Below are 15,135 nucleotides of genomic sequence, written 5' to 3' on the forward strand. Positions count from 1 at the left end.
AATTAAAAATTCATAAATTCATTTCTAGATTAAAATGGGGGAGTTACTGTGACTAATGGTAATATAATAATTTTAGGAATTGTCGTCGTTTATATTTTGCTTACTGCTTTCTTTGGTTTATTTACAAAAAAATTCTCGAAAAGTTCCGATAAGTACATGACAGGCGGAAAGGCGTTTGGGCCTTTTATTATTGGAGTTTTAATGATGTCAGAGTTTATTGGTACCGGCTCAACGATCGGAACAGCCCAAACTGCTTACAGCACAGGTATTTCGGCAGCATGGAATTTGATTACACTTGCATTGGCATTTGCGTTATTTGCATACACTATGGCAAAAAAGTTTCATGAACGAGGAGAGTATACAATCTCGGGAGCCATTGCCAAAACGTATGGGAAAGGTGCACGTGTTATAACCTCACTAATTATGATCTATGCCCTGGCAGTAGTTAATGTTTCAATGTACGCTGGCGGAGCGGCTACATTATCAGCAATTCTTAATGTCCCACATGCAATGGCTGCAATAATTGTTGGGGTGATAACCGTAGTATATGTCTCATTAGGTGGAATGTTCGCAGTTGCATATACCAATTTAATTCACGCCTTTATCAAGTACTTGGGGTTGATACTGGCGCTTGCATTTGGTTTGGCGGCAGCGGGGGGACTTTCCGGGTTATCCTTGAATCTAGAGTCTGAGATGTTTGACTGGACGGGAATCGGCGTGTCAACAATCATTGCTTGGACAATAGCTAATATCGGTTCCATTTTTTCAACTCAATATATTATCCAGGCGATATCTTCAACACAAGATGATGCTAAGGCCAAGAAAGCGAGCTTTTATGCCGGTTTCCTGGTAATTCCCGTTGGTATCATTGCATCTTTGATTGGGATGACTGCCTCAATTGTTTTTCCGAACATCGCGCCAGCAGAAGCTTTCCCTATGATGACAACGCTAATGAATCCGTTTCTGGCGGGACTAGTTGTAGCTGGATTAATTGCTGCTGTCTTTGGTACAGTTGCAGCTTCAACTATTGGGTCGGCTGCCCTTCTATTGAAAGATTTCTACAATCCCATTTTTAATAAAGATGCTTCTGACTCGAAATCGCTGCGGTTTGCCCGAATTGCAACAATTGTTATGGGACTGATTCCGATTCCATTTGCGATTTTTGCACCAGAAATATTAAGCACTGTCTTTTTTGCTAGAGCTTTAAGAACCACCTTAGCCGTTATTGTCATTTTGATGTTCTATTTCCCGCGTTTTAGTAGTGGACGAGGAGCAGTATTGGGAATGGTCTTTGCCGTGATTACGACAACTGTCTGGTATCTTCGCGGTGATCCATTAGGGATGGATAATATCTATGTCGCTGCAGTTACTCCATTAATTGTCATGTTGTTTGATCATTTCATCAATAAGAATAATAGAGTTTCGCACAACGAACCTAAGGTCGTCAAGACGGAAATCATATAGGGCTGAACGCTATAATTGAAGCTAAAATGAAGTAAATAATAATAACTATTAAAAAAATCAGGAGGATTCAATTTATGAGATCAAAGACGTTTCGGACATGGCTTACACACCTGCAAACAACGGGTCGTTTAGCGACAATTGATAAAAATGTCAGTTTAGAATATGAGGTTGCTGCTATTGCGAAAAAATTAGATGGAAAAAGGGCTACCTATTTTACTAGCGTAGAAGATTATGAGATTCCTGTCGTATCAGGAATTTGTTCAACACGTGAGGATTTTGCAGAAGCTTTGGAAACGGATCAATACAATGTTATAACAAAATTCACAAAGGCGGTATCCGCTCCAGAAGCATGTCTTCTAGTTAATGAAAAGGAAGCCCCTGTTAAAGAAAATATTATTCTAGAAAATATCGATTTGATGAAGATGTTTCCAATTCCGGTTCACCATGAGAAAGATTCGGGTAATTACATCACCGCTGGATTGTTTATTGTTAGGGATCCAGTTACTCGGAAGCAGAACGTTTCGATTCATCGGCTCCAAATTTCTGGGAAAAATAAGATAGGGGCCTTAATTTTGCCTCGCCATACTTTTCATTTGTATAAGCAGGCTGAAGAGGCGGGTAGACCACTGGAATGTGCAATCGCCATTGGCGTCGATCCGGTGACCTTACTGGCGTCGCAAGCTAGCACTCCGTTCGGAGTAGATGAACTTGAAATTTCAAGTGCTCTCCGTGGAGAACCATTAGAAGTGGTTCGTTGTAAGACGGTTGATATAGATGTCCCGGCTTATGCAGAAATTGTATTAGAAGGAAAAATTCTTCCACATGTTCGTGAGCCGGAAGGACCTTTCGGGGAATTTCCGAAGTATTATGGGCCGCGCAGTGACAAGGAGGTCATTGAGATTACAGCAGTAACTCACCGAAACAATCCGATTTTTTATACGATTGTTCCTGCGGGATACGAACATCTTTTGCTTGGTGGGATTCCACGTGAGGCAAGTCTATTCCAAAGCATTCGCCAGACCGTCCCGTCAGTAAGAGCGGTGCATATGAGCCCTGGTGGCACATGTCGCTACCATGCGATTGTTTCAATAAAAAAACGGAATGAAGGCGAAGCGAAAAATGCAATTTTAGCTGCTCTTGCTAATAGTTTTGATATTAAACATGTCGTTGTAACTGATGAAGAGGTTGATATTTTTAATATGGAAGAGGTGGAATGGGCTATCGCTACCCGCTTTCAAGCGGACAGAGATTTAGTTGTGGTTCATGAAGCCCAGAGTTCAAAGCTTGATCCGTCTAGCCGAGATGGAGTGGGCTCGAAGATGGGATTGGACTGTACAGTTCCATTAAACAGTGAACCGATGCAATACTTGCGTGTTCAAATACCGGGTTATAATGAGTGCAATCTTGATGAATATGTCAATCGTGATAAATCGATTCAATCCGTTCATCTAGAAGAAGTTAGACACCGGTAAGACAGGTCAAAACTTATGAAAAGTAAAAGCTGACTCAAACGGTCGTTAAAATACGGCTTTTTCTATTAGTCTTTCTTTTAGATATTTAGGGATAAAAAAGGATAGTCTGAAATGAATTCTTTTCTTCTTATTTTGTTATTTTTCGCTGATTTGGGAGTGTGGTTCCCACTTTTTGGCTATATACTTGAACCCTGCAGACTTAAAAAGCAGGAAAAGATAAGAAAGTTTTTAATACTTAGTTTTCGTATCTAGTCAGGGCGCCATCGGCTCGAGGGCATAAGCCAATTCGTCCAGTAGGTTAAAGAACATCCCTACAGCTGGCTCGTCTTATGCTTGTCACCCATAGACGGGTGGGCGCCTTGGGTACCAAAATAATTATTTGTGACATCTAAGTTTTTTTTACTGGAGGGAAATTTATGCCTTTTTTGAAAACCGATAAAGAAAGTTTATTTTATCATAATCAGACCGAGAATCTGAATACCACAGGAACCCATGAGGGAATTGTATTCCTTCATAGTTTGGGTACAGATCATCAGATGTGGAAATATCAATTAGAGGATTTAGATGGAAAAGGAAGGTTATTGATCGCACCCGATTCCCGTGGACATGGAAAATCTACCAGGTATACAGGAATCAGCTTGGATCTTTGGGTGAATGACATTTTACAGTTAATAGATTTCTTAGGTTTACAAAGGATAATTATTTGCGGTGTTTCTATGGGGGGGGTTCAGGCGCTTGCTTTTGCACAAAGATATCCCGAACGTGTTAGTGGTCTTGTACTGGCAGATACCTTCGCAAGGATTGAACCGGAAGCAGTACCTGAGAAAATCAGATTGACGGCGGGAATTGCCAAGGAATTGGGGATGGAAAAGTATGCAAACCAATACCTGGATCAAACGCTATCATTTTCGAATACAGCCCAATCCATTCGCGAAACTATGCGGCACAGTATAGCAAAGATGGAGACAGTTGCCTACCAGAAATCTGCGAAAACCTGTTTTTCAGCAAGCTTAGATAGCGGATTAAAGAACATAAATATTCCAACACTGGTATTGATAGGAGAGAATGATCAAAAAACTCCACTCCATTACTCCCAAGTGATTGCAGAAAGTATTTCCGATTCAAACCTAATGGTTGTTCCGAGGGCATGTCATCTGGCTAATGTGGATCAGCCGAAGGAGTTTAATCATTTATTAAAGGAGTTCCTCTCCACATTAGAAAATTAAACTTTAACTGGAGTCATTTGTCGATGTCATAGGAAAAGGTGAGTAAATATGGATAATCAGAAGATTTCAAAGGAGTTATATAAACTCTTAAACGGGGAAGATCTGGATACTAAACAACACGAAGCTATGATGTTGCTTACTATGACCGAAGACCTTTGGCCTCATATAGCTATGATTAGTGTGGGTGAGATTGTAGCAAAGGATTGTACCAAGCTAAGATTGGCGCTTTGGCCGAATACTACTACAACTCATAATATCCTTCGAACTAGTCAAGCCACTTTTGTCGTATTTTTCGCAGGAAAAGCTTATTACATTAGGCTTTCCCTACAGAGGCTTACTCCCTTATCAAATGCTAAGCATACAAGAGAAAGGTTTTCAGCAGAAGTTGTCTCAGTTCGAGAAGATACAGCAAAATATGCGGACATTACGTCAGGTGTCAAAATTAACTTAAAAGATTCAGATACTATTATCAAACGTTGGTATGAAACAATTGAGGAATTATTAAGATGAAAAAACAAAACTTTAGATGGTTTAAATACGAAGAATGTTGATAGATGAGAGACTCCTACTGATTTCTAGCAGAATTAATGGTCTGGTACAAAAACCACTCACTAGAAACATAGATTCCTTGTTTCCTCTAGATTGATTCCTTATTAAGATAATCCAACAACTGATATTTCTGATTTTGATCAGACTTTTTTCATAGAAAAAAGAGTCTTGTTCCATGTTAGCTGAAATTAACTTAATCAAATTTTTAAAATAAACTAAATAAAATTTTAAAAATACATGTTAGGGGTTTATTATATATTAAGTTATGAAAGCGTTCACTATAAATGTTTAATAAGAAGAGTATTACAATTTTGACAATAAAGAGATAAATGGTATAGGAACTTTTACCCTAATTACTAAAACATTTTTTTATTATTCTATTGACAATAGTTAAAGTAAGTAATAAGCCATCGTAAATGAATATACGATGGCTTATTACTTACTTTAGAGAGACTGAAATCATGTCAAATTTATGTAAAAGGATTCAACAAAATAATTTTAAGTAAAGGTATAATCGATCGTGATTTTTACCTAAGCTGTTAAATAAAACAATGTTTAAGTTAATTATCGTTTCTAAGACAACTTTGTTCTTATACCAATAACGATCATTAAATTTCGTGTAGCTATTTTTTTTTAGATTCTCAAACCTTTATTTTCTATTAAAGAGTGGATAAATACTAAAATAGCACAAAAAATGATTTCCTTTCATCAATTCATCTAGTAATGTTCCAAAAATATACGATTCTTGCAAAAAATATGACAAAAAGGTGATGTACCATGAAATGGACAGATATTATCGAACAAACTGTTCCTGTTGTTCAGAGTGCTGATCCTATCTGGAAAGTGTCTGAATACATGAATATTGCAGAATTAGATATGCTTCCTGTTTTGTCTGATCAGAATTTCATAGGAATTATTCATGCGAGAGATTTACTAAATAAAGATTCAGATAGTTCTATCGAAGAGTACATCGATAAGAAATGTGTAACAATCGACTGTACGACCGAGTTTCATCGCTTGTCATCCTTCACCAATCAATTCCATCCTGTAGTAAAGGACGGAATTTACTGCGGCATTATTAGATCGGATAATATTTACCGCTGTCTTCAGGATGAATTGAATCATTTGATGCTGGTCATAGATAATTCTTTCGATGGAATCCTGATTACCGATGGAGAGGGCTGTATCCTGCATATTAATAAAGCATTTGAACAGATAGCTATGCTGAGCAAAGAGGCAATAATCGGGATGAACATGACCGATTTAGTTGACAAAGGACTTTTTCTGAATGATTCTGTTGTGATGAAAACACTTGAATTAGGAAAGTCTTATACTAACATCCAGAAGTATAAAAACACTAGATTATATACTTTAGTTACAGCCACGCCCGTTTGCGATCAAAAAGGAGATTTGATCCGGGTTCTGGCAAACGTTAGGGATATCTCTGAATTAACTAGAATTCAGGAACAAATGGATGAATCCAAAAGGTTGTCATCCCTTACTCAATCCGAACTCAAACAGTTGCGCTTTGAGAAAATAAATGCGTCAGGGGAAATGATTGTCCACAGCCAAGAAATACAGGAGGTTCTTGACCTTGTCTATCATGTTGCATCATGCGATTCTACTGTGCTGTTATTAGGAGAATCCGGTGTTGGGAAAGAAGTCATTGCCAAGTTGCTGCATGAAAACAGCCTACGTGTAAAAAAAAATTTATTCATGAAAGTCAACTGCGGAGCGATTCCCCCTAATTTGCTAGAATCCGAATTGTTCGGATATGAACAGGGTGCTTTTACTGGGGCGAAAAAAGGAGGAAAGCCAGGTGTTTTTGAGCTGGTCAATAACGGAACCCTTTTTCTAGATGAAATCGGAGAGTTGCCTTTGGAAATGCAGGTAAAATTGCTGCGTGTTCTTCAGGAACAGGAAATTATGCGTGTTGGTGGGACACAAACGATCAAGGTTAATGTAAGGATTATCGCTGCAACTAATCGAAACCTGGAAAAGATGGTGGAGGAAGGTACGTTCCGGCTGGATCTCTATTATCGCTTAAATATCGTGCCAATCAGAATCCCGCCGCTAAGGGAAAGAAAGGATGATATCATCCCGCTGCTTGGTTATTTTTTGAAGCAGTTTAATGAGAAATATCAATATACGAAACGCTTTTCAAAAGAAATAGTGGATCAATTGTTATTGTACCACTATCCTGGGAATGTGAGGGAATTGTCCAATATAGTGGAACGACTCGTGCTAACCTGCCGTGATGAAGTCTTAGAACCGCGCCACCTTCCCAAGCAGGTAAGCGAATGCAGCAAGGCGGAAGAAAATACGATAATCCAACAGGAACCTAAGGCTGACTTGGATATCCTTAAGCTGTTTTGGAACGATCCGGCAGAAAGAGATAACCTGTTCGAGCACGTGGAAAAGGAAGCGCTGATCCAAGCCCTTAAGAAATACGGATCAGTTCGAAAAACCGGAAAGGCCATAGGAGTACCCCATACAACTGTACTTAATAAATTGAAAAAATTTGGGGTTTCCCTTGAGAAGATACGCTAAAGGAAGATAACAATAACTCCTTTGATTAGAATTATTTTTTCAGACTATTAGTATTTTGGGGTGAATTTCGCTTATTATGAGCCTTGGAAGCACTTCTACTAAAGCTTAACTTATCGTAAAGCAAGAGTCTCATAATTTATAAACGTCTTGTATGATGTAAAAAGTCAATTCAAAAAATATTCTCTTCAATAATAGTATACTATTAGATTGTAGGAGGGGGACATGGGACTTACAAGGGTGCCTGACTTAGAATTATATCGGACGATTGTGGAAAATTTCCATGATGGAATTTTGGTGATAGATCAGGAAGGAAGAATTTTATTGGTCAATCAGGCAATGCTCAAATTAAGTCACCTGCCTCGAGAAGCCTATGCTGGGCGGAATATCCGGGATATTGTAGATAGTGGAATCTTTCAAAAACCATCTGTCACCTTAAGAGCCTTACAGGAAAAACAAATGATAACCGACTTTCAACAGTATCAGAATGGAATTAATGTCTTGGTTACAGCAATTCCCATGTTTGATGATAAAAACCGTTTAATTCGGATGCTGTCCATTACCCATGATATTACCGAGCTGATAAATATGAAGAAAAAGGTAGAAGAAATTGAAAGGCTTTCCGCCAAATATTATACGGAACTTTTGGAACTTCGACAGCACCATTCCAAACGGGGAATTATCACCGCTAACAGGCAAATGGAGGAAATCATCGAGCTTATTCATTATATTGGTCAGACTGACTCGATGATACTTTTATTGGGCGAATCTGGGGTAGGTAAAGATGTCTTGGCTAGGGAAATCCATGAGACAAGTAAACGGAAAGATTCTGGAGCTTTTATTAAAGTGAACTGTGGGGCCATACCAAAGGATCTCTTGGAATCCGAATTCTTCGGATATGATACCGGTGCCTTTACCGGGGCGAAGAAAGAAGGGAAGCCGGGGTTATTTGAACTGGCAAATCAAGGAACATTGTTTTTAGATGAAATCGGAGAGTTACCCCTGCAACTTCAAGCGAAACTTTTAAGGGTCCTTCAAGATCAGCAGTTTACTCGAGTCGGCGGAACGAAGGTGATTCAGGGCAATGTGAGGATTATCACAGCAACCAATAGGGATTTGGAATCTATGGTTTCCAGAGGGGAATTTCGGGAAGATCTTTATTACCGATTGAATGTCATCCCAATTCAAATTCCGTCATTAAGGGAACGAAAGGACGAAATCCCATTGTTAATCGGTCATTTTCTTCGAAATTTTAATAAGGAATATGAAAAAAATAAATCGCTTTCTAAGGCCGCTATAGATTTACTTTGTGCATATCACTGGCCAGGTAACATCAGAGAATTATCTAACATTATAGAGAGGCTTGTTCTAACCACCAAAAACGATGTAATAGAAACTAATGAACTGCCCATTGCAAAGCAAAATGCAGATGTCAGTCTATCAAAACTTCTAAAAAAGGAGAAAACTGCAAAAAATTTATTTGAGTCTGTGGAGATAAATCTAATTGAGAGCATGATCCAGCAGGAAGGGAGTATTCGCAAAGCAGCCAAGGCATTGGGCGTTTCACATACGACTTTAATCCGCAAAATGAAAAAACATGATATAAATGTCTCTTCATCTTAGAAGAAACTCGCTATTAAAATATGTGATATTTCTTTTATAGGAAAGCTATTTTTATATTTGCATCCCTTTATCGTCATTCAAAAAATTTTAAGTAGGCTTACCGCCGAAAAATAGGCATTAAGAATAGCCAACTGTCAATACAATTATAAGGCAAGTCATGTCAAAGAATATTGGTTTTAATCTAATTTCCATTTAAGTGTATCACTTAACTAGACGGTCACAACTATATTTATTCAAAGGACTGCATGTGAAATACTCCGCATGCAGCACAATAGATTTACCAGAATGATTAATTCAAATTTTTATTAAACGTAAAAACTTTGGAATGATCAAAATGTATGTTATTTAAAAAGTTACATAAAAATCTTGACCTTGTATCTTTAAAAAGTATAGGAGGTAAGTCCATTGATGAAAGCTTTTATGAAGGAAATAAAAGTGGAAAAGGCTGTTGGTATGGCGCTTGCTCACGATCTTACACAGATTATACCAGGAAAGTTTAAAGGGAGATTGTTTAAAAAGGGGCATATAATCAGAGAAGAGGATATCCCAAAATTATTAAATATAGGAAAAGACCACATATACATTTTGGATATACCGGAAAATTACATCCACGAGGATGACGCAGCTGCTCGTCTAAGCAGTGCGATAACTGGAGAAAACTTATTCGCTGTAGGGCCTTCGGAAGGAAAAATGACGATTAAAAGCAAGATTGATGGTCTTTTAAAAGTCAATGAAAAAGCCGTACATAAAATCAACGAACAACTAGGAATCTCTCTTTCTACTCTAGTTACCAATCGCCCTGTAAAAAAGGATGAAGCCGTTGCTGGAGTGAAACAGATTCCGCTAATTTTGGAAGAGTCCATAATTAGGAAAGTTGAATCTATTTGTAAAGAACATTCTTTTCTTATGAAGGTTATTCCGTTCCGCTCGTTAAAGATTGGTATGGTTACTACCGGTACCGAGGTATTTGAAGGAAGAATCCAAGATAAATTTGGACCTATAGTCAAGAAGAAAGTAGAATATTTTGGTTCGGAGATTGTTGATCAATGTTTTGTGCCCGATCAATCTGATGTAATAGAAACTAAAATAAGATATTTACTAGAACAGAATCTGGACATGGTGATAGTGACAGGCGGAATGTCAGTCGATCCTGACGACCGTACACCTGCAGCGATTAACAATATCGGTGCTGATATTATTAGGTATGGAATCCCAATGTTGCCTGGCTCAATGATGCTAGTTTCCTATTATAATGAAACACCTGTTTTAGGCTTGCCTGGCTGTGTTATGCACGACCCTTTTACGTCATTTGATGTTTTTCTGCCGCGTATCCTAGCTGGTGAAAAAATAGCGGAAAATGACATCATTAAACTTGGATATGGCGGATTTCATAAATGTTAAAATAACTTCTAGAAACAAAGAGTGAGGAAAACCAATACAAGAAAACTCAATAAAAGTATATGATACGTTAAATCGTTCTCTACGTGATTTACACATTCCTGTAACCATTGTTTACTGTTTATAAACGAAAATTAATAGATTCAAGATAGTAAAAAAAGTATAACTTTATAAGGGATGGTCGGAAAGAGAACTAATGCACTTAACTTAACTGAAACAATTGGTAGGTGAATGGCACCTTAAACGTTTTTTTTGTAAAAGGAACAGAAAAAATGGTAAAGGAAAGTGCGAGTTAATGAACTTTGAAATTTCAAAAGAGCCAATCAATATTCAATCTGTGATTGATAAAGTGGTACAACGCGAGGCCGGAGCAATTACTACCTTTATCGGGACAGTGCGAGAGTTAACACATGGTAAAAAAACGTTATTTTTAGTCGAGGAGGGATGGCCCGGCGCAAAAGTAGCCATCCCCCACCGTATCGGCCGCTTGGATATAACTGAGGTCGCAGTTGTAATTGCAGTGTCCACTCCACATCGTGCTGACGCATATGATGCCAATCGCTATGTTATTCATCGAATCAAACAAATTGTCCCAATTTGGAAAAAAGAGCATTGGAAAAATGGTAAAAAATGGATTTGTAATCAACTCGAAACAGTGAGGTGTCTCACCGGGGGGCCTAAACAGGGGGATTTAGATGAATAAGTTATTGTTTTTTGCCTTTCTTCGTGATGAAGTTGGTCAAGAAGAAGAAATGCTGGATGCAGCAGGGAAAACGGTTCGCGAGTTAAAGGAAGTGGTTACGGAAACCTACAAGCTTACCAAAATCGATAATGTAATGACTGCCATTAACGAGGAATTCGCACCGGATAAGGAAATCATCAAGGCTGGGGATGTCATCGCCTTCATCCCGCCAGTAAGCGGCGGTTAAGTGGGAACAAGTCAGGAAACGGTGTACTGTTAAAATGAATATTATGGTGAGGGCTGCCGGGTAGCAGCCCTTTCTTGCATTAAGATAAAATTAATGACATAAAATAAATTAAGTAGATTCTTTCTATATAAATGATTTAGTTATAAGAAATAAACAGTTGTTTTCTATTATTAAAAACTAATAGATGGTAAACATTTTTAGTAGCCAAGGAACCCTTTGTCTCTACCATAGAATATGAGTCACATGAATTAGGGGCTGAAAATGCCTCCCCGCTGTTTGGCTTAACGGTAGATGATTTTCCAGAGAGAACCAATTCACATTTTATTTTCGTGAATTGGTTCTGATTGGTTCAGATTATTGTTACTTTTTACTTCTTCTATTTATGGGGAAAGCTTTCTTCGCTCAAAGTTAAACATAGCTCTGAAACTCCTAAAAAGTTTTGAAGGGCTAAAGCACAGGCTCCCATAATACATGCCTTTTTGCCAAATTCAGAGATATACAATTCAGAAAAATGGCTAATTGAGGAAGAAAGATGGGTTTTGAGTTTATTGGCGGTATCTGGAAATAAACGAAGTGCTTCACTATTGACCACTAGGATTTCAGGATTATAAAGGTTAATTAAATTATTTAACCCAATCGAAAGAAAATAAAGAAATTGATCTAACTCTTCATTGAAAGCAGAATCATGTTCTTTAATCCGATGCTGGATATCCTCAAAGTTGAAAGCCAAATCTTTTTGTTTCTCAGCCAATTTGATAAATAGGCTCATTTCAGAGGCGTATTGCTCCCAGCATCCTAAATTTCCGCAACTGCAGGGCAGGCCATTTGGAACGACAATCATGTGCCCAATCTCACCTGCATAGCCGTGGTATCCTTTGAATAATACACCATTGATAATGAATCCAATTCCAATTCCAGAATACAAACTAACCGATAATAAGTTGCTACTTTGATGGTGTTTGTACACTTTTTCCGCAATCGAGCATAAGTTGGCATTATTTTCGATGTAAACTTTGACTCCAATTTCATTCTCTAAGTCTTTTTTTAAGTTTTTGTTTTGCCAGCCATGTTGGGGGACATAATCAACCATTTCATTTTTATTGACAATTCCATGGATTCCAATCGCAATTCCAACAATACCGTAATAAGAAGGAGCGAACCTTTGTGTATAACTTTTAATTTGTTCAATTAATAAATCCAGAATGACATCATAAGCTGATACTTGCAGTTCAATTATTTCGGTCTGAACGGAAGTACCGATTAAATCTGATATGGTAAATGTAATTGAATTTTTATCCAAATCGATTCCGAGGACAAAACCTGCCTCACGGTTAACAGAGAGCATGACTGGCCTTCTCCCTAAACTTTTGTGTTCCTGTTGTGTTTCAATAATTAATTTTTTTTCTAACAAATCGGATACCTGTACTGAGATTGTAGCTTTATTTAATCCCGTCATTTTTGCTAACTCTGCTCTAGATATCATTTTATGCTCAACAATTTTACTTAAGATTAACGATCTGTTCATTTTTTTGATAAATGCTGCATCTCCTGTGAGCATAAAGAACCTCCTTAGTTTTTTAAAAGGAAAAAATCTCATATTTATTGACGTAAATTGTTCATAATGTTATTATACAGATAATTAGTTTGTTTGGTAAACAAATTAAATAAAAATACCTTTTTTTATACTTCTTTTGTAAGGGATTACAAGAGGATTATCATTTATAAAATTTCATAAGTACATGGAATAGGATCGAAAGAGGAAAACTTAATAGGTATAAAAAAGGAGTGAAGCAACTATGGGTATCCTGCAAGAATTATTAAAAGATATTCCAGTTCCTAAAATGGCAAAGGTCAAAGTGAACTTTGATAACAAAAAAATTGATGACCTTGGTTCAACCCTGATGGCACAATTACAACGAGTAGAAATTCAGGAAAAGGTTAAGCCTGGGATGGAAATTGCCATCGCTGTTGGCAGCCGGGGGCTCGATCGCCTCGTTGAAATGACCGAAGTAACAGTAAGATTTTTAAAAGATTTGGGGGCCAAACCTTTCATAGTGCCAAGTATGGGGAGCCACGGGGGCGCGACAGCGGAGGGACAGCGCGAAGTTTTAGCACATCTTGGGGTAACCGAAGAAAGTGTCGGCTGTGAGATTCGCTCTTCAATGGAAGTAGTAAAAATTAGTGAGCTGCCGAATGGATTGCCTATTTATGTGGATAAATTTGCTTCAGAAGCAGATGGAATTGTGGTCATTAACCGTATCAAACCACACACAGCTTTTCGTGGTCCTGTTGAAAGTGGAATGATGAAGATGATCAGTATTGGGTTAGGAAAGCAAAAAGGTGCAGAAGCTTGCCATCAAATGGGATTTAAGTATATGGCAGAAAATGTTCCTGCCATGGCGAAGATCATCATGGAAAAGACCCCATTCCTGTTTGGGGTTGCATCCGTTGAAAATGCATTTGATAAAGTAGCTATTATTGAAGTACTTACGACAGAAGAGATTATAAATAAAGAACCTGAACTTCAAAAGCAAGCAAAAGAGTTATTGCCAAAGCTTTTCTTTGATCAATTGGATGTCCTTGTCATTGATGAAATTGGCAAAAACATTAGTGGAGATGGAATGGATCCTAATATTACCGGACGTTATCCAACTCCATATGCTTCTGGTGGACCGGATGTTAACAAAATGGTGGTCCTCGATGTAACCCATCAATCCGAGGGAAATGCAAATGGGGTAGGAACGGCAGACTTTACGACGCAACGGCTTGTAGACAAGATGGATAAAGAAGGAACCTATGCGAATGGTTTAACTTCAACCGTTGTGGCTCCAACTAAAATTGCTACGACCTTACCAAATGATAAACAAGCATTCCAAGCAGCAATTAAAACATGTAACATTCTAGATTTTACGAACGTTAAATTAGTACGCATAAAAAATACATTAGTATTAAGTGAAATTGAAGTATCGGAGCCTTTACTAGATTACGTGAGGCAGCATCCTAATATGGAACAATGTTCTGATCTTTATGACATTCCTTTCAATGAAAGTGGAAATTTATTTTAATAGAAAAAGGGAGAGAGTAATCATGGCACAATTATTTGATTTAAGTGGCACAGTTGCAGTTGCAATTGGTGGAAATGGTGTTTTGGGGTCAGCAATGGCAAAAGGCTTGGCTTCCCACGGCGCCAAAGTTGCAATTGTTGGACGTAATCTTGAAAAAGCAGAAGAAGTTGCCAAGGAAATTAATGAGAGTGGCGGGGAAGCCAAGGCATTTTCTGCAGATGTTAGTTCAAAAGATTCCTTAGAAAACGTTGCGAATGAAATTGAACAATGGTCCGGCGGATGGGACATTCTATTAAACGCCCCGGGTACAAATAGTGCTACACCCTTCTTTGAACTTGGTATGGACGAATGGGACAAAATTATGGATATAAATTTAAAAGGTATTGTGTTAACCTGTCAGATTTTTGCAAAGAAAATGATTGAGCAGGAAAGAAAAGGAAGTATTATTAATATCTCTTCTGTTTCTTCAACAACCCCATTATCAAGAGTATTTACGTATTCCGTATCAAAAGCTGGCCTTAACAGCGTTACACAATTTTTAGCACGTGAATTTGCACCAAATGGGATTCGTGTCAATGCAATTATTCCAGGATTTTTCCCTGCGGAACAAAACCGAAAAATTTTAGATAAAGAGCGGATTGAATCAATCATGAGACATACTCCAATGAATCGTTTTGGTGAAGCGGAAGAGTTACAAGGTGCTGCGGTTTGGCTTGCTTCTGAAAAAGCGTCGAGTTTTGTAACAGGAACGCTTATAAGAGTAGATGGCGGCTTTGGCAGCATGACAATATAAATCCAAGGTGAACATAATTCTAAAGTCCATTAAATAAATTAACAATGGCTGACTTAAATTAGATATGGG

12 protein-coding genes are annotated in these 15,135 nt (G+C 37.9%); 11 read left to right on the top strand and 1 reads right to left on the bottom strand.

Going from position 1 to position 15,135, the window contains the following annotated elements; translation table 11 throughout:
- Positions 1–48: 48 nt before the first annotated feature.
- The 9 genes from AC4QJR_RS06365 to moaD all read left to right on the top strand — a co-directional run bounded on the left by AC4QJR_RS06365 (position 49) and on the right by moaD (position 11,208).
- Positions 49–1,464 (top strand): sodium:solute symporter family protein, encoded by a 1,416-nt coding sequence (locus AC4QJR_RS06365; protein ID WP_496525674.1) that lies wholly within the window; start codon positions 49–51, stop codon positions 1,462–1,464.
- Between the two features lie 74 nt (positions 1,465–1,538).
- Positions 1,539–2,936 carry a UbiD family decarboxylase gene (locus tag AC4QJR_RS06370; RefSeq protein ID WP_496525675.1) on the top strand — a complete coding sequence of 466 codons (1,398 nt, stop codon included), beginning with the start codon at positions 1,539–1,541 and terminating at the stop codon, positions 2,934–2,936.
- 416 nt (positions 2,937–3,352) lie between these two features.
- Complete coding sequence (locus AC4QJR_RS06375) at positions 3,353–4,162, top strand: alpha/beta fold hydrolase (protein WP_496525676.1); 810 nt, start codon at positions 3,353–3,355, stop codon at positions 4,160–4,162.
- Positions 4,163–4,210: 48 nt separating this feature from the next.
- Entirely contained in the window at positions 4,211–4,672 is a 462-nt protein-coding gene (locus AC4QJR_RS06380) for a pyridoxamine 5'-phosphate oxidase family protein (RefSeq protein ID WP_496525677.1), read from the top strand.
- A gap of 816 nt (positions 4,673–5,488) precedes the next feature.
- Complete coding sequence (locus tag AC4QJR_RS06385; protein ID WP_496525678.1) at positions 5,489–7,261, top strand: sigma 54-interacting transcriptional regulator; 1,773 nt, start codon at positions 5,489–5,491, stop codon at positions 7,259–7,261.
- A 222-nt stretch (positions 7,262–7,483) separates the two neighbouring features.
- Complete coding sequence (locus tag AC4QJR_RS06390) at positions 7,484–8,881, top strand: sigma-54 interaction domain-containing protein (protein WP_496525679.1); 1,398 nt, start codon at positions 7,484–7,486, stop codon at positions 8,879–8,881.
- Between the two features lie 408 nt (positions 8,882–9,289).
- A complete protein-coding gene (locus AC4QJR_RS06395) occupies positions 9,290–10,282 on the top strand; it encodes a molybdopterin-binding protein (protein ID WP_496526630.1) in 993 nt (330 codons plus the stop codon).
- Positions 10,283–10,574: 292 nt separating this feature from the next.
- Positions 10,575–10,982 carry a molybdenum cofactor biosynthesis protein MoaE gene (locus AC4QJR_RS06400; protein WP_496525680.1) on the top strand — a complete coding sequence of 136 codons (408 nt, stop codon included), beginning with the start codon at positions 10,575–10,577 and terminating at the stop codon, positions 10,980–10,982.
- Entirely contained in the window at positions 10,975–11,208 is a 234-nt protein-coding gene (moaD, locus tag AC4QJR_RS06405; RefSeq protein WP_496525681.1) for a molybdopterin converting factor subunit 1, read from the top strand. Before AC4QJR_RS06400 ends, moaD begins: the two co-directional genes overlap by 8 nt.
- A gap of 376 nt (positions 11,209–11,584) precedes the next feature.
- On the opposite strand, the gene AC4QJR_RS06410 is transcribed toward moaD, so the two are convergent.
- Positions 11,585–12,766: an ROK family transcriptional regulator gene (locus AC4QJR_RS06410; RefSeq protein WP_496525682.1), complete on the bottom strand. Its 1,182-nt coding sequence runs from the start codon at positions 12,764–12,766 to the stop codon at positions 11,585–11,587.
- Between the two features lie 238 nt (positions 12,767–13,004).
- Between AC4QJR_RS06410 and AC4QJR_RS06415 the strand changes: the two genes are divergently transcribed.
- Together AC4QJR_RS06415 and AC4QJR_RS06420 are read left to right on the top strand one after the other, a co-directional pair.
- Complete coding sequence (locus tag AC4QJR_RS06415) at positions 13,005–14,273, top strand: nickel pincer cofactor-dependent isomerase, group 22 (RefSeq protein ID WP_496525683.1); 1,269 nt, start codon at positions 13,005–13,007, stop codon at positions 14,271–14,273.
- Between the two features lie 22 nt (positions 14,274–14,295).
- On the top strand, positions 14,296–15,066 hold the full coding sequence (locus tag AC4QJR_RS06420) for an SDR family oxidoreductase (RefSeq protein ID WP_496525684.1): 771 nt from the start codon (positions 14,296–14,298) through the stop codon (positions 15,064–15,066).
- Positions 15,067–15,135: the final 69 nt, after the last annotated feature.

The sequence above is a fragment of the Neobacillus sp. BP17 genome, assembly GCF_059579525.1.

Bases quoted from the DNA above. Each gene is read 5' to 3' on its own strand.
- AC4QJR_RS06375 (WP_496525676.1), top strand. From the start codon at position 3,353: ATGCCTTTTTTGAAAACCGATAAAGAAAGTTTATTTTATCATAATCAG.
- AC4QJR_RS06385 (WP_496525678.1), top strand. From the start codon at position 5,489: ATGAAATGGACAGATATTATCGAACAAACTGTTCCTGTTGTTCAGAGT.
- AC4QJR_RS06420 (WP_496525684.1), top strand. From the start codon at position 14,296: ATGGCACAATTATTTGATTTAAGTGGCACAGTTGCAGTTGCAATTGGT.
- moaD (WP_496525681.1), top strand. From the start codon at position 10,975: ATGAATAAGTTATTGTTTTTTGCCTTTCTTCGTGATGAAGTTGGTCAA.
- AC4QJR_RS06395 (WP_496526630.1), top strand. From the start codon at position 9,290: ATGAAAGCTTTTATGAAGGAAATAAAAGTGGAAAAGGCTGTTGGTATG.
- AC4QJR_RS06380 (WP_496525677.1), top strand. From the start codon at position 4,211: ATGGATAATCAGAAGATTTCAAAGGAGTTATATAAACTCTTAAACGGG.
- AC4QJR_RS06410 (WP_496525682.1), bottom strand. From the start codon at position 12,766: ATGCTCACAGGAGATGCAGCATTTATCAAAAAAATGAACAGATCGTTA.
- AC4QJR_RS06390 (WP_496525679.1), top strand. From the start codon at position 7,484: ATGGGACTTACAAGGGTGCCTGACTTAGAATTATATCGGACGATTGTG.
- AC4QJR_RS06415 (WP_496525683.1), top strand. From the start codon at position 13,005: ATGGGTATCCTGCAAGAATTATTAAAAGATATTCCAGTTCCTAAAATG.
- AC4QJR_RS06400 (WP_496525680.1), top strand. From the start codon at position 10,575: ATGAACTTTGAAATTTCAAAAGAGCCAATCAATATTCAATCTGTGATT.
- AC4QJR_RS06370 (WP_496525675.1), top strand. From the start codon at position 1,539: ATGAGATCAAAGACGTTTCGGACATGGCTTACACACCTGCAAACAACG.